Below are 22,160 nucleotides of genomic sequence, written 5' to 3'. Positions count from 1 at the left end.
CGTGTTCCATAACGGTCGCGTGCGGCGGGGAGACCCGATACTTGGACATCCTAGTAAATCTCGTCGGTGGTACGCAACGGACTCTTGACGAACATGGCCCCAATCATCGTGGCAAGCGTGCCGATGCTGGTCCCGAAGGTGTGGTACCGACGCGGTAGCGGGCCGGTCGGCCCGGCGCTATGCGCTCGGATCGGGGGCATCTTGACCGGCCGGTTCGGGCAAGGTCTTGGTCGAGAGCAGGGCGCCGGCGGCCACGGCGGCTGCGGCGAGGATCGCTATCGCGACCACGATGGTGGTGTGAAAGCCGGCCAGAAAAGCGGTGTGCGCCTCAATACGGATCTGGGACGCCAGCGCCGGCGCGGAGGTCGCGTCGGCGAGATCATTGGCGGTTCGGATGGACTCCTGAGCGGTTGCCAACTGCGAGTCGGTCAGCCCCGAAATTGGGTCGAAAGCTGCGGTATAGGTGGCCGTGAGGACGGAGCCCAGCGCCGCAATGCCCAGCCCACCCCCGAGGTCGTAGGCGACTTCTTCGACACCGGCGGCTTGGCCGACGTAATCCTCGGAGACCGCGGAGATGATCGCGTCGTTTGCCGAAACCAGCACCACATCGAGGGCGAACCCGACCACCGTCAGCGAACCCACGAACACCAGAAGCTGCCCATTGTGGCCCAGGGTCAGCAGCGGGAGCAATGCGCTTGCGGTAAGGCCGAGGCCGGCGCCGATCGCGACACGGGTGCCGCAGCGACCCACGATCAGATGCGCGGACAGAGAACCGACGACCGTCGCGGCCGCCATCGGCGTGAGCAGGAGCGCGGCCTTGATCGGCGTGAAGCCGAGAAAATTCTGCAGATACTGCGCGAACACCAGGTCTAGGCCGACGATGGAACACACCGCCAGTAGCACGGCCAGGACCGCAATGGTAAACGGCGCTCGGGTGAACAAGTGCACGTTGAGCAGCGGTTCGATCCCGCGGCGCTGCCTGCTGATCTGGCGGCGGATGAACCACCACAACCCGACGCTGGCGATGACGACGTAACCAACTGCCGCAGGATCGATCCCGTGGTGAGTCGCCTGCTTGATCGCCAGCACCGACGTGAGCACTGCGACGATCGACAGGCTGACGCTGAGACCGTCCAACACCAGCCGGGCCTGCGAGCGTGACTCCGGGACAAGCCGCCACACCAGCAGCAGAACCAGCAGCGCGAGGGGGACGTTGATCAGGAATATCGCGCCCCACCAGAAGTACTCGACCAGCAACCCGCCCATCAACGGGCCGATCGCCGCCCCCACCGCCGACACCGCAGACCAGATCCCCACCGCGCGCATCCGTTCGGCGCGGTCCGGGAACGCGACCCGCAACAGCGATACCGTGGCGGGAAGGATCATCGCCGCGCCCACTGCCATCACCGAACGGGCCAGGATCAGCATCAACGGTGTAGCCGCGAAGGCCGCCGGAATCGAGACCAGCCCGAAGATCACCAGACCAGTCATCAGCAGGCGCTTGCGGCCAAACCGGTCTGAAGCGGCTCCCGCCATCAGCATCAATGAGGCCATGATCAGCGGGTAGATGTCGACGATCCACAGGAATTCGGTGGGTGAGGGACTCAGCTCCTCGGCGATTCTTGGTGCGGCCACGTGCAGCACGGTGACATCCACCACAACCAAGAACAGGGCGGCGCACACGGTGAACAACACCGCACCGGGACGCCCGACTACCGGCCTGCCCTCAGTCTCATTCACCTGCGGGCTCGCCGTCATCGACGCCGTCCCAGGCGATCTGTGTGGTTGACATGCCTGGAAGGCTAGCGATAGCCACCCGGGCATTCGGCGCGGCCATGTGTCGGTACCGCCGGCCACGGCGACAATTGGGCTCGGGCGGGGCGGTTCGCACGCGGAGGCTGGCTAGGTACCCCGCAGGCCGTCGATGAACCTCTGGGTCTCTTCCCAAGTGGGCAGGACCCCCGAAGCGCGCACTTCATCGAGGCTGCCGGCCGCCGCATCGCGTTCAGACAGGCTGGGAGGGGCGCCGTCGACCAGGGGCCAGTCGATCGCCAGTTCGGGGTCGGTCGCGCAGATCGTGTGCTCGCGCTGCGGGTTGTACTCGGCCGAACACATGTACATCACCGTTGATTTGTCTTGCAGCGCAAGGAAACCGTGCGCAAGTCCTTCCGAGATGTAAATCGATCGGTGGCGATCGTCGAGCAGTACCGAGTCCCACTGGCCGAATGTCGGTGAACCCAAACGGATGTCAACGACGACATCGAACACCGCGCCGGATACGCAGGTGACGTACTTGGCCTGGCTGGGGGGCAGCTCGGCGAAGTGCAGACCCCGCAGCACGCCGGCTGACGACACCGAGCAGTTGGCTTGGCGGACGTCGAAGCGATGACCGCAGAAGGCGGTGAACCCGCTGTCGGTGAGCCATTCGAAAAACATGCCGCGGGAATCGCCGTGGATGGTCGGGGTGATCTCCCACGCGCCTGGAACTTTGAGTTCGCGTGCCTGCATGTCACTGACCGCGTTCTTGGTAACGGGCTTCTGCGGCGTCTTTCAACGGACGCCACCATGATTCGTTGGCCCGGTACCAGTCGATGGTGGTGCGCAAGCCTTCCTCGAAATCGGTGTGCTTGGGCGCCCACGCCAACTCGTTGTAGAGCAAAGATGGGTCGATGGCATAGCGCAGATCGTGGCCGACGCGGTCGACGACGTGATCGAAGTCGTCGGGGTCGCGATCCATCATCCGCAGCAGCGTGCGCAGCACGCTCAGGTTGTCGCGCTCGCCTTCGGAGCTGATCAGATAGGTCTTGCCGATCTGCCCCTTCTCCAGGATCCGCCGCACCGCGCTGTTGTGGTCGTCGACGTGGATCCAGTCCCGGACATTGGCGCCGGTGCCATACAGCTTGGGGCGCCGCCCGGTCAGCACGTTGGTGATCTGCCGAGGAATGAACTTCTCGATGTGCTGATACGGGCCGTAGTTGTTGGAGCAGTTGGAGATGGTGGCCGCCACGCCATAGGACCGAACCCAGGCCCGGACCAACATGTCCGCGCCGGCCTTGGTTGCCGAATACGGACTCGACGGGTTGTACGGGGTCGCCTCGGTGAATCGCGCGGGGTCGTGCAGTTCGAGGTCCCCGTACACCTCGTCGGTGGAGATGTGGTGCAGCCGTACGCCGTGCCGCCGCACCGCCTCCAGGATGGTGAAGGTCCCGAGCACGTTGGTGTGCACGAATGGTTCCGGGTTGTCCAGCGCATTGTCGACGTGGGATTCGGCGGCGAAATGCACCACCGCGTCGGACTCGGCCACCAGCTGGGAAACCAGCTCGGCATCGGTGATGTCGCCCTCGACCAGCCTGATGGCGTCTTCGAGATCGGCCAACGATTCGCGCCGGCCGGTATAGGTCAGGGCGTCGAGCACGGTCACCGCGTCGTCGGGGTACTCGCGCACGCTGCTGTGCACAAAGTTCGCGCCGATGAAGCCCGCTCCACCGGTGACTAGCAGTCGCATGGTCAAACCCTAACGGGTGAGCCCGAGCGCCCCTGACAGTTCGGTCAGCGCCGCCATCGACTTGTCCTCCCGGGACGGGCGCAGCACCTGAATCGCCACATGGTCGGCGCCGGCTTCGTGGTGTTCGCCGAGCCGCCGGGCGATCTGATCAGGGGTGCCGTAGGCCACCAGGGCGTCGATCAATCTGTCGCTACCGGGCTTGCGCACGTCGTCTTCGGTGAAGCCCAGCTTCAGCCAGTTGTTCACGTAGTTGCTCAGTCCCAGGTAGAAATCGATGAACTTGCGGTCCACCGCGCGGGCTTGCGCCGCATCGGTGGTGAGCACGACTTTGTGTTCGGGCGCCAGGAACACGGTGTTGCCGACCAACTGGCGGGCGGTGCCGGTGTGCTCGGGCGTGGTCAGATACGGATGGGCGCCGGCGCTACGCTGCGCGGCCAGGCGCAACATTCTGGGGCCCAGCGCCGCCAATACCCGCCTGCTGTCCGGCACCATCGCCTTGGCCAGGTCGTCGAGATAGGCCACCAGCGCGTCATAGGGTTTCTGATACTCCTGGGTGTGCTCGGGATGGCCTACCCCGACACCCAGCAGAAACCGGCCCGGGTGGGCGCTCTCGATCCGCTGATACGACGCCGCCACCTCATCGGCCGGCGCCGACCAGATATTGACGATTCCGGTCGCCAGCTGCAGTGATGTGGTCTGCTCCAAGGCGGGCTCGACCCAAGCCAGATCGGCCTCCGGTGATGCGCCGATCCAGGCCACGCCGTAGCCGAGTGATTCGATCTGCCCGGCGAGTTCGGGGGTGATGGAGCGGCTACCCAGCCATACGCCGAACCGGCCCAGCTCGGGTTTGAGTGAAACTGCGTTGGTCATCTGGTTCCCCCGTGCCTGCTTGAAGCTCAGGCGCCGGCCAGCCCGAGCGGCCCGGCCAACTCGGCGAGCGCTGGTACCAGGTTCTCACTTTTGGTCAGGAGTTGTACGGGGACGTGGTCGGCGCCGGCTTGCAGGTGTTCGTTGAGGCGCGCCGCGATGGCCGCGGGAGTGCCGTAGGCGACCACGGCGTCAACCAGGCGGTCACTGCCCGGGCGGGCGATGTCGCGCTCGCTGAAGCCCAGCCGCTTCCAGCTGTTCAGGTAGTTCGCCAGGTTGAGATAGATGTCGAGGGCCTTGCGCCCGACGGCACGCGCCCGTTGCGCGTCGGTGGTCAGCACCACTTTGTGTTCGGGAGCCAGAAACGCCGACGGGCCGATGAGTTCGCGGGCCGCGCCGGTGTGCTCCGGTGTGGTCAGGTAGGGGTGCGCGCCGGCGCTGCGTCGCGCCGCGAGCCGCAGCACCCGCGGGCCCAGCGCCGCCACCACCCGTCGGTTGGCCGGCACCCCGTAGTCGTCGAGCCTGTTGAGGTACTCGATGAGGGCGTCCACCGCGTTGCCGGTGCTGTGGTACTCGGTGATCGCTTCCGGGTGGCCCACGCCGATTCCCGGCAGGAAACGGCCGGGGTAGGCGGCCTCGATGCGATGAAACGACTCGGCTACCGGCTTGGCGGGCGCCGACCAGATGTTGACGATGCCGGTGGCTACCTGCAGCGTGGTGGTGGCCGCCAGGATCGGTTCCACCCAGGCCAGCTCCGCCGGCGGTGACCCGCCGACCCAGACCGCGCCGTAGCCCAGCGCTTCGATGTCTCTGGCCTGGGCCGGGGTGACACCGCGGCCGAAGGATCCGAACCGGCCGAGGTTGGGCTTACCGGCGGCTGGACTCGCGGAAGATCTGGCGTCAGAGTCGGTCTCAGGGGCGGGCATGCTAGGTCCAACCGGCTGGGTCGGGGCGGCTATTCCGGCCCGGCTTTGTGGCGTTTTGCGCCGAGCGCGGCAGTGCGGGTATCGTGGGACGGCGGTGCGACGTCTCGCGCCGACTCCTGGCGTGCCCAGTCCCGAAATTTCTCGGATCGTTTCGCGGAATTTCCACCACCGGATCACGTTTTGCGGTCAGGACGGGTGCTGCGCCAAACCAGGTGCACGAACAAGAAGTGAGGATCGCCGGAAAGTAATGGCCAAGAAGGACGGTGCCATAGAGGTCGAGGGTCGCGTGGTCGAGCCCCTGCCTAATGCCATGTTTCGCATTGAGCTGGAGAACGGCCACAAGGTGCTCGCCCACATCAGCGGCAAGATGCGGCAGCACTACATCCGTATCCTGCCCGAAGATCGCGTGGTGGTGGAGTTGTCTCCCTACGACCTGTCCAGGGGCCGCATCGTGTACCGGTACAAATAGCCAAACCACCCAGAGAACAGGACCGAGACTGCCGTGAAGGTGAACCCGAGCGTCAAGCCGATCTGTGACAAGTGCAGGGTGATCCGTCGGCATGGGCGGGTCATGGTGATCTGCTCCGATCCGCGCCACAAGCAGCGGCAGGGGTAGACCAGGGCTAGCAGCAGCTAGCTAGCGCGAAGCGCAGACAACTGAATGCAGACCTCCCAGCACCAATGAGCGGCTGGCATCAATAGTGATGGGCCAGTTCATCCGCGCCCGGACGGAGGCCGGGCCCCGCAAACCTTGCGGGAACGGACTGGGATAAGACCTCCGCTGAGAAAAAGAGGAAACGCCACCTATGGCTCGACTAGTCGGCGTCGATCTACCGCGCGACAAGCGGATGGAGATCGCCCTGACCTACATCTACGGCGTCGGCCGTACCCGGTCGAACGAGATCTTGGCAGCTACGGGCATTGACCGTAACCTGCGCACTCGCGATCTCACTGACGACCAGCTGACGCACCTGCGTGACTACATCGAAGCGAACTTGAAGATCGAGGGTGACCTGCGCCGCGAGGTGCAGGCCGACATTCGTCGCAAGATCGAGATCGGCTGCTACCAGGGCCTGCGGCACCGCCGTGGTTTGCCGGTACGTGGCCAGCGCACCAAGACCAACGCGCGGACCCGTAAGGGCCCCAAGCGCACCATCGCAGGCAAGAAGAAGGCCAGGTAACCGATGCCACCGAAGAAAGCCAGCGGCACGGGCCCCAAGAAGGGCCAGAAGACCCGCCGCCGGGAAAAGAAGAACGTCCCGCACGGTGCCGCGCACATCAAGAGCACGTTCAACAACACGATCGTGACGATCACCGACCCGCAGGGCAACGTCATCGCCTGGGCGTCGTCGGGTCACGTCGGCTTCAAGGGATCCCGCAAGTCGACACCGTTCGCAGCGCAGCTGGCCGCCGAGAACGCCGCGCGCAAGGCCCAGGAGCACGGTGTCCGCAAGGTCGACGTGTTCGTGAAGGGGCCGGGTTCGGGCCGCGAGACCGCGATCCGGTCGCTGCAGGCCGCTGGCCTGGAGGTCGGTGCGATCTCCGATGTCACCCCGCAGCCGCACAACGGTGTCCGCCCGCCCAAGCGTCGGCGCGTCTAGGTCTAGGAGGATATACCAATGGCTCGTTACACCGGACCCGTCACCCGCAAGTCACGCCGGCTGGGCACCGACCTCGTTGGTGGCGACCAGTCATTCGAAAAGCGTCCCTACCCGCCCGGCCAGCACGGCCGCGCCCGGGTCAAGGACAGTGAATACCGCCAGCAGTTGCAGGAAAAGCAGAAGGCCCGCTTCACCTACGGCGTGATGGAAAAGCAGTTCCGCCGCTACTACGAAGAGGCCGTTCGCCACTCCGGCAAGACCGGTGAGGAGCTGCTGAAGATCCTGGAGAGCCGGCTCGACAACGTCGTATACCGGGCCGGGTTGGCACGTACCCGCCGGATGGCTCGTCAGCTGGTCAGCCACGGGCACTTCAGCGTCAACGGCGTGCACGTCAATGTGCCCAGCTACCGGGTTTCGCAGTACGACATCATCGATGTGCGGGACAACTCGCTCAACACGGTGCCGTTCCAGATTGCGCGCGAAACGGCGGGTGACCGTCCGATCCCGAGCTGGTTGCAGGTCGTGGGGGAGCGTCAGCGCATCCTGATCCACCAGCTGCCCGAGCGGGCACAGATCGAGGTCCCGCTCACCGAGCAGCTGATCGTCGAGTACTACTCGAAGTAAGCCCCGTCTTCCGTCGCTGCGGCCGCAGCGACGGATCACCTAACGGCATCAAATAGCGGGTGCCGAGAAGGAGAACAAGAACACCATGCTGATCTCTCAGCGGCCGACTCTGTCCGAGGAAGTCCTCACCGACAGCCGGTCCCAGTTCGTCATCGAACCGCTGGAACCCGGATTCGGCTACACCCTTGGCAACTCGCTGCGTCGCACGCTGCTGTCCTCGATTCCCGGGGCAGCCGTCACCAGCATCCGCATCGACGGCGTGCTGCACGAGTTCACCACGGTGCCCGGAGTCAAGGATGATGTCACCGACATCATCCTGAACCTCAAGGCCCTGGTCGTTTCTTCGGAGGAAGACGAGCCGGTCACCATGTACCTGCGCAAGCAGGGGCCCGGTGAGGTCACCGCGGGCGACATCGTGCCGCCGGCCGGTGTCACGGTGCACAACCCCAACATGCGCATCGCCACCCTCAACGACAAGGGCAAGCTGGAGGTCGAGCTCGTCGTCGAGCGCGGCCGCGGTTACGTCCCGGCAGTGCAGAACCGGGCTTCGGGCGCCGAAATCGGCCGCATCCCGGTCGATTCCATCTACTCGCCGGTGCTCAAGGTCACCTACAAGGTGGACGCGACTCGTGTCGAGCAGCGCACCGACTTCGACAAGCTGATCCTCGATGTCGAGACCAAGAATTCGATCACCCCGCGCGACGCGCTGGCATCTGCGGGCAAGACGCTCGTCGAATTGTTCGGTCTGGCACGTGAACTCAACGTCGAGGCCGAAGGTATCGAGATTGGGCCGTCGCCGGCCGAGGCCGACCACATCGCCTCGTTCGCACTGCCGATCGACGACCTGGATCTGACCGTGCGCTCGTACAACTGCCTCAAGCGCGAGGGCGTGCACACCGTCGGCGAACTGGTGTCGCGCACCGAGTCGGACTTACTCGACATCCGCAACTTCGGTCAGAAGTCGATCGATGAGGTCAAGGTCAAGCTGCACCAGCTGGGCCTGTCGCTCAAGGACAGCCCGCCGAGCTTCGACCCGTCTGAGGTCGCAGGCTACGACGTGGCCACCGGTACCTGGTCGATCGAGGGCGCCTACGACGACCAGGACTACGCCGAAACCGAACAGCTCTAACCAAGATCCGTCCCGGTCCTACCTGATACGGGGACCGGCCCCGAATAGGAGATAGCCGCAATGCCCAAGCCCACCAAAGGCCCTCGCCTCGGCGGGTCGTCCTCGCACCAGAAGGCGCTACTGGCCAACCTGGCCACCTCGCTGTTCGAGCACGGCCGAATCAAGACCACCGAGCCCAAGGCGCGGGCGTTGCGGCCGTACGCGGAGAAGCTGATCACCCACGCGAAGAAGGGTGCACTGCACAATCGGCGCGAGGTGCTCAAGAAGATCCGCGACAAGGACGTGGTGCACACCCTGTTCGCTGAGATCGGGCCGTTCTTTGCCGATCGTGAGGGCGGCTACACCCGCATCATCAAGGTCGAACCGCGCAAGGGCGACAACGCCCCGATGGCGGTGATCGAGTTGGTGCGGGAGAAGACGGTGACGTCTGAGGCCGACCGGGCACGACGGGTGAAAGCCTCCCAGGCCGCGTCGCAGGACGCGCCTTCGGAGCCGCAGGCAGCCGAGGAGCCGGCGGCCGAGGAGGCGGTGGCCGCTACCGAAGCCGAGGCAGCGCCTGCCGACGCCGAGGCCACCGACGCCGAGGCCGGCTCCGCTGACACCGACGCTGACGAGGCACCGCAGAATTAGTGACGCAGTTCGTCTGCGCTTCGACATTGCCTACGACGGTACGGATTTCGCAGGCTGGGCGACGCAGACGGGGCAGCGTACGGTCGCTGGCGTCCTTGATGAGGCGCTGACGACGGTCCTGCGCACACCGGTGCGCCTGCGTGCCGCCGGGCGTACCGATGCGGGGGTCCACGCCACCGGCCAGGTGGCCCACGCCGATGTTCCAGTCGACGCGTTGCCGAACGCCTATTCGCGTTCGGCGCGCGCGGGCGATCCGGAATTCCTGCCGTTGGTGCGACGTTTGGCCCGCTTCTTGCCGGCTGATCTGCGCGTCCTCGATATCGCGCGTGCGCCAACGGCTTTCGATGCCCGATTTTCGGCACTTCGCCGCCATTATGTCTACCGCTTGTCGACGGCCCCCTACGGTGTCGAGCCGCAGCAGGCTCGCTATGTGACCGTATGGCCGCGGGAGCTGGACATCGATGCGATGACGGTGGCATCCCGAGAGTTATTGGGACTGCACAATTTTGCCGCGTTCTGCCGCCGTCGCGAGGGGGCTACCACCATCCGTGACCTGCAACGGCTGGACTGGTCGCGCAACGGGCACCTGGTCACCGCGCAGGTCAGCGCCGACGCGTTCTGCTGGTCGATGGTGCGTTCATTGGTGGGCGCGCTGCTGGCCGTGGGCGAACACCGGCGTACGCCAGATTGGTGTCGCGAGTTGCTCACCGCTACCGCGCGTTCCAGTGACTTCGCGGCCGCACCGGCGCACGGTCTGGTCCTGGCCAAGGTGGACTATCCGCCCGATGACCAGCTCGCATCGCGGGTCTTGATTACCCGCGATCTGCGCTCGCGTACCGACTGACTTATTACGTATCGACTAGGTCCGGGCTGAGGCATCGGGCGGGAGTACCCCCTCGGCGGTGCCGTTCATTTCGGCCTGGAACCGGTGGTATTGCTCGAGGTGGCCGGGGCGGCGCCGGACGAGCGCCCAGCCGATCCCGAGGATCACGAACCACAGCGGGAACCACACCAATGCGGTCGCGGTTTCGGTTTCGGTGGTGAGCGTCCAGATCACGAATACGAAGAAGCCGAGTATGGCCCAGCACATCACCACGCCACCGGGCATCTTGTAAGCCGAATCGGCGTGGCGTTGTGTGTGTCGGCGCCGATAGACGAGGTAGCTGATCACGATCATCGTCCAGACGAACATGAACAGCAGCGACGAGATGGTGGTGATCAGGGTGAAGGCACCGATCACCGAACCGCCGGCGTAGAGCAGCGGGATGGCGGACAACAACAGCGCCGCGGTGAGGATCAGGGCCGGTGCCGGCACTCCGCGGCTATTGAGTCGACCGAAGATTCCCGGCGCGCTGCCCTCGTCGGCCAGGCCATAGAGCATGCGGCCGGTGGAGAACACGCCGGAGTTCGCCGAGGACGCGGCCGAGGTGATGACGACAAAGTTGACGACGGATGCGGCCGCGGCGAGTCCGGCCAAGGCGAACATGGTCACGAACGGCGACTCGCCACTGGCGAACCGTCGCCACGGGACGACGGAGAGAATCGCCAGCAGGGCCCCGATATAAAAGATCGCCACCCGCAGCGGGACGGCGTTGATCGCACGGGGGAGAGTGTGGCTGGGATCGGCGGCTTCCGCCGCGGCCGCACCCACCAGTTCCACTCCGATATAGGCGAAAAAGGCGATCTGAAACCCGCTCGCCAAACCGACGAACCCGGTTGGGAAGAACCCGCCGTCGTTCCAGAGATTCGCCAGGGCCGCCCGGTCGCCGTCGGGCGAGGTGAAGCCGGTGATGACCAAGATCGCGCCCACGGTGATGAGGCAGAGGATCGCCGCAACCTTGATCAGGGCGAACCAAAATTCCGTCTCGCCGAACTTGCTGACACCGAACATGTTGATCGAGAGCATGACGGCGATAGTGACCAGTGCCGGTGCCCAGGTGGGTACGTCCGGCCACCAGAACTTGCTATAGCCGGTGATGGCGACGAGATCGGCGATGCCCGCGACGATCCAGGCGAACCAGTACGACCAGCCCATGAAGTAGCCGGCCGCCGGGCCCAGAAGGTCGGCGGCACAGTCGACGAACGACTTGTAGTTCAAGTTCGACAACAGCAGCTCGCCCATCGCGCGCAGCACGAAGAAGACGAAAAACCCGATGACCGCGTAGACGACTATCACCGCCGGGCCGGCCAGCGAGATGGTGCGGCCGGACCCCATGACCAGGCCGGTGCCGATCGCCCCGCCAATGGCGATCAACTGAATGTGTCGGTTGGAAAGACCCCGATGAAGATGCGGCGTTGATTCGGTGGGTTGGCAGGTAGCAACATCTTCAGGCATCAATGAGCGTCCTCATCAGATCGGGGCGGAGCGGTCGAGTTTATAGGCACCAGCCCCGTTGCGGTGCTGCACTGAGGCGTTATCCCCCGAATGGTGGACACGGCATCAGCCGACTGCGGGACGTCGAGGCGTGCTGGATGGGTGGGCGAGGGCCGGATCGGCGGCGGCGCCCGGAATCCGCGGGTGCTCAGTGATGTGGAATGGCCGGGGCAACCACCCAGACCCGGCGCTCGGGTGGCGGCTGCCCCATGCCTGAGATGTGTGCTCAACTCAGCCCGCCGACGGTGGGTGAGGCATGACGGTGAGGCGTACCCCGTAGCGGGGACCCGCACCCGCCGAACCTTCGCCTGGACCGGGCATCGGCACTCCGCCGATGACGTTGCCGCCCGCCTCCACGCTTTCCGGTTCGATCACGTCGCTGATGAATTTCGATGCGGTGGTGGGGCTTGTCGCCGGGTGGCCCCTTCCCAGGTGTGGGGTACCGACAGCTTGCCGACCGTGCTGGCCTGAGCCAGACTCGCCGAAACCGGCCCAGCGCCCACCGCTTCGGCCGCACCCGTGGCGGCGACGGTGGCCGCTGGTGCGGCGGCCGCGGGGCCAATCGCCCCCGCCGTCTTGGCCGTTGCCGCGAAGAAACTGGTGATGCCGGCGCCAAAGAACGGCAGGCCGAGGGTGTCGTAGAAGAAATTTGCGAACGGCGCGTACCACTCCAAGAACCGCTCGATGGGGCCGGCCGTCGATGATGCGGCCGAGGCCAACGGCGACGTAAGGATTTGCAGCACACCCGGTACCTCCGAGATCAGCCGTGACAAGGTGCTCTGTGCGGTACCGGCGGTGGCGGCGGCGGCCCGGGCGAGGGTGCCGGCTTGTGTCGCCGCCGCGGTCGGGCTGGTGGTTTGCGGCGGCGACACAAACGGTGTCACGGACGTGGCGGTTGCGCAGCTGGCGGCATAGGCATACATGGTCGCGGCATCCTGGGACCACATCTCGCCGTATTGGGCTTCCGCAGCGGCTATCGCGGCACTGTTTTGGCCCACCACGTTGGTTGAGATCAACCCGGTGAGTTCGGCGCGATTGGCGGCGATCTGTGGCGGCGGCACCGTTGCGGCGAAGGCGGCTTCGTACGCGCTGGCCGCTACGCGAGCCTTGCTTGCCGACTGCTCGGTCGCGGCGGCAGTGGCGCGCAGCCACGCGACATAGGGCCAGATGGAGTTGGCCATCGCTTCCGGCGAAGGCCCGACCCAACCCTGGCTTTGCAGCCCGGAGATCACGGTCTCGTAGTCGTTGGCGGTAGCGCTCAACTCGGCGGCCAGGCCGCTCCACGCCGAGGCCACCGTCAACAAGGGTGACGAGCCGGGGCCGGAGTACATGCGAGCGGAGTTGATCTCTGGCGGCAGTATCCCAAAGTCCATTGCTATCAACTCCCTACCTGACCTGTGTGGCTGCCTGTGCCATCTGCTCTTCTCCTCGAAGCTTGGGTGCCTATCCGGCTTCCGGTGGGCGCAACATCACCGTCAGGCGGATGCCGTATCGGCGCCGAGCGAAGGTCGTTGCTCGGCTGTTGTCGCGCAGATTGGGAAGCAGGGCGTTGGGTGCTTGGGGGCGCCCGGCCGCGACGTCGATGCCAGAGATCGCGGCGCCCCCGGCGGTGGGTGCCGGTGCGGCGGTGGTCCAACTTGGCGGTACCGACATCGGTCCGATGGTGTCCGCCCGCGCGAATACGGCCGAAACCGGCGTGGCGGCAACGGGTGCTGTCAGTTGTGCGGCCACGGCGGTCGATGCCGCGGCCGCGGCCGCGGACGGCGCCGCCGCAGCATCTGGCAAGAGTTGTTGGGCAAACAGGGTGCCCAACTGGAAGATTCCCGCGCCGAAATAGGCCAGGCCCCAGGTGTTGACCAAGGTGTTTCACTCCGCGGTCGAGAGGATGGGCAGCCAATGCCCGGCCGCGGCTAGCGACGACGAGACTTGGGTAAGCGCCTGGATTGCCGATGAGGAGGTCGCCGACGCCGCGGATTGGCTGGTCGCGGCGGCCTGTCCGGCCAATCCTGCCGGGTCGGTCGTGCGTGGTGGCCCGGGGAAGGCGGGTAGTGCCAGAAACGACGTCGAGGTGCTGGCGTAGCAGTACATCGCGGTGGCGTCTTGCGCCCAGAACTCGGCGTACTCGGCTTCGGTAGCCGCGATCGACGGCGTGTTCTGCCCGAAGAAATTGGTTGCGATCAGCGCCAGCAACCGGACTCGGTTGACTGCAATCGCCGGCGGGGGCACGGTCATCGCGAAGGCCGCCTCATAGGCCGCCGCGGCGGCCCTGGCCTGCATGGCGGCCTGTTCGGCGCGCGTGGCCATCGTGGTCAACCAGGAGACGTACGGCGTGACCGCGGTAAGCATGGCCGCGGCGGCGGGCCCCGACCACGGCAAGCTCGTCAATTGGGTGATCACGCAGCTGTATCCGCATGCGGTGGCGCCCAACTCGGTGGCCAGCGCATCCCAGGCTCCCGCCGCGGCCAGCACTGGTCCAGATCCCGGACCGGCGTAGATGCGCCCGGAGTTGATCTCCGGCGACAGCGAGCCGAAATCAGAGAGGAGCACGGGGACGGACACGTAGCCGCCGGCGTCGACCGGCGAGGTGTCAACGACCACGAGATCCTCCTCAACAGCGGTGAGTGCAGCCTCCTGCGACATCGCCGTCGTCGGATCAACGGGAACTATTGATCACCCACAAGCAACAAGGCCCCGATTATATGACCAATAAAAACAATCGCCAAAGGCAAAGGTTCGGCACGATTTACTTGTGGCTCCACATCGTCGGGTTAGGGATGGGCTGACAAGACGTGTTCGGCCTGTTTGTCGGTGGACAGGCACAGCGAACAACCGTGAGCATCGTGGGTCTGGCAGGCCGCCATATCGGGTCGGTCGAAGTTCTGCCGGCAGACATGGCAATTCAGGTGCTCGGCGGACGGGTTGCCGTGCTCGTCGTACATGGGCAGCTCGATGCCGTCGTGGGTGCGTCGCAGCTAGTACTTGCCCTTGGTGGCAATGGCCAGAATCGGTGGCATCACCAAGGCGACGCTGATCGCCACCAACGGCGAGTACGGGCGCAGCGTCTCACCGAGGCCGCCGAAGAACGCGACGATCGAAAGGCCCGCTGCCAACAGCATGGACCCGAAGCCAACCGGGTTGATGGCATACAACATGCCGCGACGGAACTCCGGTGTCTTCGGCGACAGGCCGAGCAGGAACTTGTTGAAGACGATGTCAGATGCCACCGTCACCACCCAGGCCATGCCGCAGTTGGCGTAGAAGCCGAGGATTGTGTTGAGGAAGTCAAACATGTTGGCTTCCATCAGGATCAGGGCAATCGTGAGATTCACGCCGAGGAACATCACTCGCCCGGGGTAGTGCTTGGTGACGCGGGTGAATGAATTCGTCCAGGCCAGCGAACCCGAATACGCGTTCGTCACGTTGATCTTGGCCTGGCTGAGCACCACCAAGATCACCGCCAATGTCAGCGCCAGCCAAACCGGCATGAAGTTGCGGTAGATCTGCATGAATTGGTGGACCGGTTGATTGGCGAAATCGGCCGCACCGGCGACGTTGGAGAGCAGATAGACCGCCAGGAACAGGCCGATGATCTGTTTGGCCGCGCCGAAGATGACCCAGCCGGGCCCGGCCAGCAGCATCCAGGCCCACCACCGACGTGAGTTCTTGGGCGTCCGTGGCGGCATGAACCGCAAATAGTCGATCTGCTCCGCGATTTGAGCGATCAGCGCCAGGCATACGCCCGCCGCCATCAGTGCGGAGCCGATGCTGGCCGTGGCGCGACCGTCCTTGCCTGCGTAGGCGAAGAACTGCGCGACCGACTCGGGATGGCTGATCAAGAGGTAGCCGAACGGGGCCACCATCAGGATCAGCCACAGCGGCGTGGTCCAAAGTTGCAGCTGTGAAAGAACTTTCATGCCGTATATCACCAGCGGAAAGATCAGCAGCGTCGAGAAGGCATACCCCAGCCACAACGGAATGTGCAGACCCAGGTTCAGTCCCTGGGCCATGATCGAACCTTCGAGTGCAAAGAAGATGAAGGTGAACGTGGCAAAGATGACGTTGGTCACCACCGACCCGTAGTAGCCGAAACCGCTGCCACGGGTGATCAGATCCAAATCGATGTTGTAGCGGGCCGCGTAGTAGGCCAGGGGCAATCCGGTGGTGAAGACCACCGCGGCGAAGATGGCTATGCCCCAGAGGGCATTGGTGGTTCCCCACGTGATCCCGATATTGGCGCCGATCGCGAAGTCGGCCAGGTAGGCGATACCGCCCAGGGCGGAGATCCCGACGACCGCCGGCGACCACCGGCGGTAGCTGCGCGGCGCAAACCGCAGCGTGTAGTCCTCGAGGGTTTTCTTGGCCGCCGTGATTTCAGCAAGATCCGCAGGGGCTGAGGGTGATACCTGCGATACGTCGGTATCCTGCATCGATCCTCCTGGGCGCAATCGCCGGACAATGGCGCATCAGAATCGCCACGGCGCGCATCGCGCATTTGCCTTCGTGTACAGCGGCAAAGAGAACCTTCGTTGGCGCGTTCGGTACGCCTCGTTGAGGTTCAGCGTGATCGTAACCCTGGTTGCAGGGGTCTGCCACCGGAAGCGTTCCGGTACAGGCAAGCCCAAGGGCTTGCCCAGTCGCCTCACAAGCGCGCTGAATCGGCTCGGCCGATTCGCGAGTGGGGCTGATTCAGATCCGGCCTGCGACGAAACTGGCGGCTTTGTTGGTCAGGCCCGGAACGTAGCCGGTGTGGGCCTTCCACTGGTCGCCGTCCGAGCAGATCGGGTCGCCGGTGTTGCACAGGTTGAGGATCTTGCCGCCGAAGTGCGGGCTCAGCGCCGTCATCAATCCACCCGCTCGGCCCGATGGGTTCCCGAACAGGGTGACCGCGGCCACGTGCTGGGCGGCTTGGGCCGGCAGCGGCTGGGTGAAGCCAAGGCCGGGAAGGGGTGCGGCGGTAACGATGTTGATGACCGCGGCACCCTGGGAATAACCACCGAGCACCAGTTTGGTGTTGGGGCATTCATTCGTCATCTGCTGGACGTGGTCGCTGGCGTCGTTGGCGCCGTCGGCGGCCGCCAGGAAGTCCTTGTTGGCGGGGTAGTTCACCGCGTACGCGCCGATGCTCTGGTCGGTCTTCTGCCGTAGCGAGGCCACCATGGCGTTGCCCACCCGGCCGAGACCGGGTGGTTCGCCGGTGCCCCTGGCGAAAACCACCTGGACATCGGGGCAGGCCGCGGCTGCCTTAGGCACCAATGGAAACGCGAGCAATACCGCGCACGCCGCAATCGTGGTGGCCACCAACCCGGCACAGCGCCGTGCGAGTCGTGTTCGGCCGCGACCCGAGCGCGCCCACTTCTGTGCGTCCAGGGGAAATAGCCACATGGCGCAATTTTACGGGCTTGCTGACAGTGGGTCAGTGAGCGCCGACGAGGGTGCCTGTCGCCCCGACTGGGGTTCCGGGCGATGCCGTAGCGGGTCCGGGGGCCTGCGGAGCGGGGCCGGGCGCCCGCGGCACGGGCCCAGGCAACTGGACCACCGGTGCCATCGACGATGCGGCCAGCTTCGCCGCAACGAAACTCGCCGCTTGGGTGGTGTAGGTGGGGACGTAACCGTCGGTGTGCCCGTTCCAATCGTTGCCGGGGCCGGAGTGACAGATCGGGTCACTGGGGTTGCACAGGTCGATGGACTTGGAACCCAGCAACGAACTCTGGGTGGTCAATGATCCGCCGGAGCGGTTGGCCACGTTGCCGAACACCGCGACCGCCGCGATGTTGTCCGCGTACTGGGCGGGCAGCTCGTTGCCAAAGCTGATGCCGGCCAACGGGACTCCGGCCACGATGTCGATCACGTCGGCGCCCTGTGAATAGCCGCCCAGCACGATCTTGGTGTTGGGGCAGGAGGAGGCCATCGATTTGATGTGTGAAATCACGTCATTGGCTCCGTCGCCGCCGTGCAGCTGCAAACGGCTGGCGGGGTAGTTCACCGCGTACACACCGATGTTCTTGCCGGTCTGCTGGCGCAACGAGTCCACGAAGGCCTCACCCACCCGGCCGATGCCGGGTGGCTCGCTGGTTCCGCGTGTGAACACGACTTCGGCGTCGGGGCAGTCCGTTGCGGACGCCGACGGGATGGCGGTTCCAGTGATGCTGGGGGCGGCCAACAGGCCGGTCGCGGTGACCAGAGCGCCGACCAGCACGGCCAATGGGTGCTTGTTTACGCCGAAATTTTACCCGCAATCGGACTTCGTAAAACCTCGAACGAATCGGGCCCCGGCCCGGGCCTGTGGATGAACGCAAAGAATGTCGCGTTCACCTGCCTAGCGTGGCGGTGTGGATGCGGGGGATTCTCGGGGCTGGCCGCCTGGCCGGCCGACGACGTGGCTGCAGGTCAGCGCCTACCGCTTTCTGGTCCGGCGCCTCGAGTGCGCGTTGCTGCGCGGGGGTCTGGACCCGGCCGACGGGCGCCCGCGGGCGTCCGCGGTGTCATTGGCGGCGGGCTGCGTGCTTTCGGTCGTCGTCCTCGTGGGCTGTGTGATCAGCGCTTTGCTGCGGCCGCAGGTCGGGCTGGGCGATGCCCAGATCGTGGTGGGCCGCGAATCCGGCGCGCTGTATGTGCGCGTGGGCGATACCTGGCATCCGGTGCTCAACCTGGCCTCGGCCCGTTTGATCGCCGGGACCGGCGCCAACCCAAAACCGGTGCGCGAGGCGGAGGTGATCCGCGCCAAACGTGGCCCGCTGCTGGGCATCCCGGGGGCACCTCAGTTCGTTGGCCAGTCGCTGCCGGTGCAGGAGTCGGCGTGGACGATCTGCGACACCGACCGTGGTGCGGCGACCACCCTGTTGGTGGGGCGTCCGGCCCAGCAGTCGGTTCGTCGCCTTGTCGCCGAGCAGACCATTCTGGTGGCGACCGAGTCGGGTTCGCCGGCGTATCTGCTCTACGACGGGCATCGGGCCGTGGTCGATCTGGCCGATCCCGCGGTTCGGCGGGCGCTGCGGCTGGAAGGCCGGACCCCCTACCGCGTCTCGCGGTCGTTGCTGAGCGCGGTGCCGGAAGTTCCGCCGATCAGCGTGTTGCGGATCGGCCATGCGGGCGAACCGGCGCTGGCCGGGAAACTCGGTTTCTCGGTCGGCACTGTGCTGAGTATCACAGCGGGGGGTGGCGCTGCGTACTACGTGGTGTTGGCGCAGGGCGTGCAGCGGATCGGCCAGGTCGCCGCTGACTTGCTGCGTTTCAGCGACTCGCAGGGGGCGGCCAACGCGATCGCGGTGGCCCCCGACGTGATCCGTGCCGCGCCCATCGTTGAGACGTTGCCGGTCACCGGGTATCCCGACACGGTGTCCGAACCGCTGGACGCCGGCGTCACCACGTTGTGCCTGAGTTGGGTGAGCAGGCACGCAAGTCGCCCCGACGTCGCGTTTCTGGCCGGCGACGGTCTGCCCGTGCCCGCTGGGGCGAGGGCGCTGCCCCTGGTCCAGGTCGACGGGCGCGGCCCCGCGCTGGACGCCGTCTACCTGCCGCCGGGCCGCAGCGCCTATGTGACATCGCGCGGGCTCTCCGGTTCGGATGCCCCCCTGGGCCGACGCTACCTCGTCACCGATGCCGGAGTGCGGTATCTGATTCACGACGAGGACACGGCGCGTCACCTAGGGCTGTTGACTCCGACGGCGGCGCCGTGGCCGATGTTGGCGACATTGCCGGAGGGGCCGGAACTGAGCGGGGCGAGCGCGTCAGTCGCCTACGACGTCGTCGTGGTGGATCCGCCGGTGCCGGCTCCCGGACCGGCCACCGAATGCCCGGGAGGCCAATGCCCCCAGCAACCCCATCAAGCAGATCGCTGATCCGCTCAATGCGGTAATCCGGGCCCGGCGATCCGGTTGGGTGGGCGGCGTGGTGACCGGCGCGGCTGGGGTCGGCGAACCTGGCTGGGCCGGAGCCGGCTGCACGGCGGGGTCGCTGCTCACCGCCGCCAGCACATCGACGGTGCCGTTGCCGACGAAGGGATCCCAGCCATGGGGCGGATGATGGGCGGTCGAGATGATCCGCGCCATGACTTGGCGCGCGGTCAACGCTGGAAACCGAGCGCGAATCAGCGCGGCCAGTCCGCTGACCACGGGAGCGGCGTAGCTGGTGCCCGACAGCGGTCGGAAGCCACCGTGGTCGTCAAGGCCGTTCACGGTTCCGTCGCCGACGGGGTTGAGCGAGGTCACGTTCTCGCCGCCGGCGGCGACGTCGACCCAGGGTGAGGGCAGGGTGAACGCCGAGGGCTCCCCGTTGGCATTGACCGAACCGACGGTCAGCACGTAGTTGTCGTACCAGGCGGGGCTGACGACGACGGTCGCGGTATCCCGGGTTGTCTCGGGGCGCTGGGATGGGCACTGGGCGGCACCGCCGGTGTTTCCGGCCGCGGCCACGATGACGGCATTCTTCACATCGACGGCGTACGCCAAAGCCGCGCCGAGGGCTCGGTCATCGGGTGGGCTCTCGGCCGCAACACAGGCAATCGTCGAAATGTTGATGACCGATGCGCCCAGATCGGCAGCCGTGCGAACGGCTCGGGCCATGGTGTCGACGTCGCCGACTCCGGTGCTGGAGCGGTTGCCGACGGGGGAGAACTTGGCGCTGGACTGGCGGATGCCGATCACCGTGGCATCGGGAGCCACACCGCTGAATTGGTCTGTCGCGGAGTCAGGTGCGGCGGCGATGATGCCGGCGACGATGGTGCCGTGCGCATCGCAATCCTGGGTGCCGTCTCCGGTGAAGACATAGTCGCCTCCCGCCACCAGGTGTGCCAGCCGTCGGTGGTGTGCCACCCCGGTGTCGATCACGGCCACCCGCTGACCGGATCCGCGAGTGAGCCGCCACGCTTCGGGTAGGTCGAGGCCGGCGAGTTGGGCGGCGGCCTCGGGTCGCTCGGGTGCCCAGGTAGCCGCCGCACACACCTCGCGCTGCCGGGTGCGGCTGGGCGGGCCCGGCGGCGCGGGTTGCGGCAACCATCTTTCGTCCACCGGGGGTGGTGTCACCGCGTGCGCCGCCGGCATGGCGCACCAGCACGGTGCGGCGAGCGCACACGCCGCCAGCAGGTGTCCGAATCGCGAGGTCATGTCCACGTCAGTCCCAGGCCACCAACGGCGCTGAAGACACCGCAGGTCCAGCAGGCCAGCGGCAGCAGGCTGGCCGATGCGCTGAACTCCAGCGCATCGATGAGTCGACAAGCGATGGGCGAAGGCGGCCGGGTGGGCGCGATGAACCCCAGATGCAGCGCCAGGGCGGTCAATGCCGCGGTCAGGATGGCGATCCACGGCCCGTGCTGGGCGAGGCCGGGGGCCGCGACAGCGAATGCGGCTGTGCCCGCGACATATCCGGCGATCAAAAACATCAACCGGGACCTCCCGTCGACCTGCGCGCGCGCACGTAGCAACAACACCGCGCCGGTGACCGCGGTGAGTCCGATGGCGCGCTGACTGCCAAGCACGGCGACGACGGCGCCCAGGGCCGCAGCCGATGAGAATCCGCCATGCAGGCCGTTCAACCAGCGATCGGCCCGGATGGCCCTGGTCGCCAACAGATCCGGGGCCGCCAACTCGGGTGCTTCCTCGGACCCGGGCGCTGCGGGAAGCTTTGGGGACAAACCTGCCACGACCATCGACACGCGGGCCGACACTTCCAGCGCAACCAGGGCGGCCAACGTGGTCAATGAACCGACGACATACAACGCGGCGCCAGTGATCACACCGCATAGCGCGGCCGCGGCGATGACGAGCGCGCAGCACATGACGGCGGTGAAGGTGACCCCACCACAACCGGTCAGCCGGATCGCCAGCGCCGCGGCGACCGACGCTCCCATCGCGGCGAGCATCAGATTCGGCACACCCAGCCGACCGGGAACCGCCAGCAGTGCGCCGACCGCCACGAACGTCGTGGCGATGACGTTCAGCGTGAACACCGCCGTAGGCTCCCGGCCGGTCCGTCGCGTCATGCCGGCGACGAGCAAGGCCAGGACGCGGGACGTGATCGCCACGACCGCGGTTGCCGCGCCGTGGCGGTCGGTGTTGCCCAGCGCGTCGCGAACCAGCAGCACGGCGCCGACCCCGCCAACCCCACCCGCGGTCAGCGCGCCGGTGAGTTCCTTGGCGCGCCGCGACGGCGGCCGGGTGCTACCGCGAAGCGTTGCCAGTACCGCGTCAGCGTCGTCATCATGCGGCCCGGGTGCCGGCTCGGCGCTGCAACGGCTCAACGACAAGACGGTGCCGTCTCGAATGCCGCGTTGCGCCAAAGACTTTGACGGCGGGAGCGCCCCCGCGCCCAGCGGACACAACTGATAGCGCGTGGGCGCCGCGCCGATATCGCGGCCGCCCAGACTCTCGACGATGGCGGGGATCAACTCGGCGACGGGGAGTGCCGCCGGTAGCGAAAGATCGACGACAGCAGTCCCGGAATGCACGGCGACACGGCACAATCCCGGTTCGGATCCAGACAACATCGGGCCCCCTGACAGGTGGATCAC

21 protein-coding genes and 2 pseudogenes are annotated in these 22,160 nt (G+C 66.2%); 9 read left to right on the top strand and 14 right to left on the bottom strand.

Annotated features, from left to right (window positions below):
* Window positions 1–177 precede the first annotated feature (177 nt).
* The 5 genes from SHTP_RS20645 to SHTP_RS20625 all read right to left on the bottom strand — a co-directional run bounded on the left by SHTP_RS20645 (window position 178) and on the right by SHTP_RS20625 (window position 5,298).
* Entirely contained in the window at window positions 178–1,740 is a 1,563-nt protein-coding gene (locus SHTP_RS20645; protein ID WP_096371637.1) for an MFS transporter, read from the bottom strand.
* Window positions 1,741–1,902: 162 nt separating this feature from the next.
* Entirely contained in the window at window positions 1,903–2,508 is a 606-nt protein-coding gene (rfbC, locus tag SHTP_RS20640) for a dTDP-4-dehydrorhamnose 3,5-epimerase (protein WP_012392974.1), read from the bottom strand.
* 1 nt (window position 2,509) lies between these two features.
* A complete protein-coding gene (gene rfbB / locus SHTP_RS20635) occupies window positions 2,510–3,505 on the bottom strand; it encodes a dTDP-glucose 4,6-dehydratase (RefSeq protein ID WP_096371636.1) in 996 nt (331 codons plus the stop codon).
* 9 nt (window positions 3,506–3,514) lie between these two features.
* On the bottom strand, window positions 3,515–4,375 hold the full coding sequence (locus SHTP_RS20630; RefSeq protein ID WP_096371635.1) for an LLM class F420-dependent oxidoreductase: 861 nt from the start codon (window positions 4,373–4,375) through the stop codon (window positions 3,515–3,517).
* 26 nt (window positions 4,376–4,401) lie between these two features.
* A complete protein-coding gene (locus tag SHTP_RS20625) occupies window positions 4,402–5,298 on the bottom strand; it encodes an LLM class F420-dependent oxidoreductase (protein WP_096371634.1) in 897 nt (298 codons plus the stop codon).
* Between the two features lie 247 nt (window positions 5,299–5,545).
* Between SHTP_RS20625 and infA the strand changes: the two genes are divergently transcribed.
* The 8 genes from infA (at window position 5,546) to truA (ending at window position 10,126) form a co-directional block, all read left to right on the top strand.
* Complete coding sequence (gene infA / locus SHTP_RS20620; RefSeq protein ID WP_003418601.1) at window positions 5,546–5,767, top strand: translation initiation factor IF-1; 222 nt, start codon at window positions 5,546–5,548, stop codon at window positions 5,765–5,767.
* Window positions 5,768–5,800: 33 nt separating this feature from the next.
* On the top strand, window positions 5,801–5,914 hold the full coding sequence (gene rpmJ, locus SHTP_RS20615; RefSeq protein WP_003879483.1) for a 50S ribosomal protein L36: 114 nt from the start codon (window positions 5,801–5,803) through the stop codon (window positions 5,912–5,914).
* 190 nt (window positions 5,915–6,104) lie between these two features.
* Window positions 6,105–6,479, top strand: a complete 375-nt coding sequence (gene rpsM, locus SHTP_RS20610) for a 30S ribosomal protein S13 (protein WP_011739106.1) — start codon at window positions 6,105–6,107, stop codon at window positions 6,477–6,479.
* A 3-nt stretch (window positions 6,480–6,482) separates the two neighbouring features.
* On the top strand, window positions 6,483–6,899 hold the full coding sequence (rpsK, locus tag SHTP_RS20605) for a 30S ribosomal protein S11 (RefSeq protein WP_011739107.1): 417 nt from the start codon (window positions 6,483–6,485) through the stop codon (window positions 6,897–6,899).
* An 18-nt stretch (window positions 6,900–6,917) separates the two neighbouring features.
* Window positions 6,918–7,523: a 30S ribosomal protein S4 gene (gene rpsD / locus SHTP_RS20600; RefSeq protein WP_096371633.1), complete on the top strand. Its 606-nt coding sequence runs from the start codon at window positions 6,918–6,920 to the stop codon at window positions 7,521–7,523.
* Between the two features lie 85 nt (window positions 7,524–7,608).
* The gene (locus SHTP_RS20595; RefSeq protein ID WP_096371632.1) at window positions 7,609–8,652 is read left to right on the top strand and encodes a DNA-directed RNA polymerase subunit alpha; all 1,044 of its coding nucleotides are present in this window, start codon (window positions 7,609–7,611) and stop codon (window positions 8,650–8,652) included.
* A 60-nt stretch (window positions 8,653–8,712) separates the two neighbouring features.
* The gene (gene rplQ / locus SHTP_RS20590; protein ID WP_011739110.1) at window positions 8,713–9,282 is read left to right on the top strand and encodes a 50S ribosomal protein L17; all 570 of its coding nucleotides are present in this window, start codon (window positions 8,713–8,715) and stop codon (window positions 9,280–9,282) included.
* The gene (gene truA, locus SHTP_RS20585; RefSeq protein ID WP_373121765.1) at window positions 9,209–10,126 is read left to right on the top strand and encodes a tRNA pseudouridine(38-40) synthase TruA; all 918 of its coding nucleotides are present in this window, start codon (window positions 9,209–9,211) and stop codon (window positions 10,124–10,126) included. The genes rplQ and truA overlap by 74 nt, the downstream gene beginning before the upstream one ends.
* 15 nt (window positions 10,127–10,141) lie before the next feature.
* Here the strand turns inward: truA and SHTP_RS20580 are convergent, their stop codons facing one another.
* From SHTP_RS20580 to SHTP_RS20555, 7 genes and pseudogenes are all read right to left on the bottom strand, one after another.
* Entirely contained in the window at window positions 10,142–11,617 is a 1,476-nt protein-coding gene (locus tag SHTP_RS20580; protein ID WP_096371631.1) for an amino acid permease, read from the bottom strand.
* A 270-nt stretch (window positions 11,618–11,887) separates the two neighbouring features.
* Window positions 11,888–13,029: pseudogene (locus SHTP_RS20575) on the bottom strand (PPE family protein).
* 70 nt (window positions 13,030–13,099) lie between these two features.
* A complete protein-coding gene (locus SHTP_RS30490) occupies window positions 13,100–13,516 on the bottom strand; it encodes a PE/PPE C-terminal domain-containing protein (protein WP_420866618.1) in 417 nt (138 codons plus the stop codon).
* 6 nt (window positions 13,517–13,522) lie between these two features.
* Complete coding sequence (locus SHTP_RS30485; RefSeq protein WP_420872919.1) at window positions 13,523–14,296, bottom strand: PPE family protein; 774 nt, start codon at window positions 14,294–14,296, stop codon at window positions 13,523–13,525.
* A gap of 128 nt (window positions 14,297–14,424) precedes the next feature.
* Window positions 14,425–16,083: pseudogene (locus SHTP_RS20565) on the bottom strand (purine-cytosine permease family protein).
* A 259-nt stretch (window positions 16,084–16,342) separates the two neighbouring features.
* Window positions 16,343–17,038, bottom strand: coding sequence for a cutinase family protein (locus SHTP_RS20560; RefSeq protein WP_011739114.1), 696 nt, complete (start codon window positions 17,036–17,038; stop codon window positions 16,343–16,345).
* Window positions 17,039–17,069: 31 nt separating this feature from the next.
* Entirely contained in the window at window positions 17,070–17,858 is a 789-nt protein-coding gene (locus SHTP_RS20555) for a cutinase family protein (protein WP_096371630.1), read from the bottom strand.
* Window positions 17,859–17,985: 127 nt separating this feature from the next.
* Here SHTP_RS20555 and eccB point away from each other — a divergent pair, with 127 nt between their 5' ends.
* A complete protein-coding gene (gene eccB, locus SHTP_RS20550) occupies window positions 17,986–19,494 on the top strand; it encodes a type VII secretion protein EccB (protein WP_096371629.1) in 1,509 nt (502 codons plus the stop codon).
* Here eccB and mycP4 read toward each other — a convergent pair.
* Window positions 19,384–20,757, bottom strand: a complete 1,374-nt coding sequence (mycP4, locus tag SHTP_RS20545) for a type VII secretion system ESX-4 serine protease mycosin MycP4 (RefSeq protein WP_096371628.1) — start codon at window positions 20,755–20,757, stop codon at window positions 19,384–19,386. The genes eccB and mycP4 overlap by 111 nt on opposite strands.
* Window positions 20,754–22,136: a type VII secretion integral membrane protein EccD gene (gene eccD, locus SHTP_RS20540; RefSeq protein ID WP_172900691.1), complete on the bottom strand. Its 1,383-nt coding sequence runs from the start codon at window positions 22,134–22,136 to the stop codon at window positions 20,754–20,756. Before eccD ends, mycP4 begins: the two co-directional genes overlap by 4 nt.
* Window positions 22,137–22,160: the final 24 nt, after the last annotated feature.

The sequence above is a fragment of the Mycobacterium ulcerans subsp. shinshuense genome (assembly GCF_002355775.1).
Taxonomy (GTDB): Bacteria; Actinomycetota; Actinomycetes; order Mycobacteriales; family Mycobacteriaceae; genus Mycobacterium; species Mycobacterium marinum.
This window is presented reverse-complemented; position numbering and strand designations above follow the sequence as displayed.

Coding starts and splice junctions, on each gene's coding strand:
- rpsK (WP_011739107.1), top strand. CDS start 6,483: ATGCCACCGAAGAAAGCCAGCGGCACGGGCCCCAAGAAGGGCCAGAAG.
- SHTP_RS20560 (WP_011739114.1), bottom strand. CDS start 17,038: ATGTGGCTATTTCCCCTGGACGCACAGAAGTGGGCGCGCTCGGGTCGC.
- SHTP_RS20580 (WP_096371631.1), bottom strand. CDS start 11,617: ATGCCTGAAGATGTTGCTACCTGCCAACCCACCGAATCAACGCCGCAT.
- SHTP_RS20625 (WP_096371634.1), bottom strand. CDS start 5,298: ATGCCCGCCCCTGAGACCGACTCTGACGCCAGATCTTCCGCGAGTCCA.
- SHTP_RS20630 (WP_096371635.1), bottom strand. CDS start 4,375: ATGACCAACGCAGTTTCACTCAAACCCGAGCTGGGCCGGTTCGGCGTA.
- rpsD (WP_096371633.1), top strand. CDS start 6,918: ATGGCTCGTTACACCGGACCCGTCACCCGCAAGTCACGCCGGCTGGGC.
- rfbC (WP_012392974.1), bottom strand. CDS start 2,508: ATGCAGGCACGCGAACTCAAAGTTCCAGGCGCGTGGGAGATCACCCCG.
- mycP4 (WP_096371628.1), bottom strand. CDS start 20,757: ATGACCTCGCGATTCGGACACCTGCTGGCGGCGTGTGCGCTCGCCGCA.
- infA (WP_003418601.1), top strand. CDS start 5,546: ATGGCCAAGAAGGACGGTGCCATAGAGGTCGAGGGTCGCGTGGTCGAG.
- eccD (WP_172900691.1), bottom strand. CDS start 22,136: ATGTTGTCTGGATCCGAACCGGGATTGTGCCGTGTCGCCGTGCATTCC.
- SHTP_RS20595 (WP_096371632.1), top strand. CDS start 7,609: ATGCTGATCTCTCAGCGGCCGACTCTGTCCGAGGAAGTCCTCACCGAC.
- rpsM (WP_011739106.1), top strand. CDS start 6,105: ATGGCTCGACTAGTCGGCGTCGATCTACCGCGCGACAAGCGGATGGAG.
- SHTP_RS30485 (WP_420872919.1), bottom strand. CDS start 14,296: ATGTCGCAGGAGGCTGCACTCACCGCTGTTGAGGAGGATCTCGTGGTC.
- rfbB (WP_096371636.1), bottom strand. CDS start 3,505: ATGCGACTGCTAGTCACCGGTGGAGCGGGCTTCATCGGCGCGAACTTT.
- rplQ (WP_011739110.1), top strand. CDS start 8,713: ATGCCCAAGCCCACCAAAGGCCCTCGCCTCGGCGGGTCGTCCTCGCAC.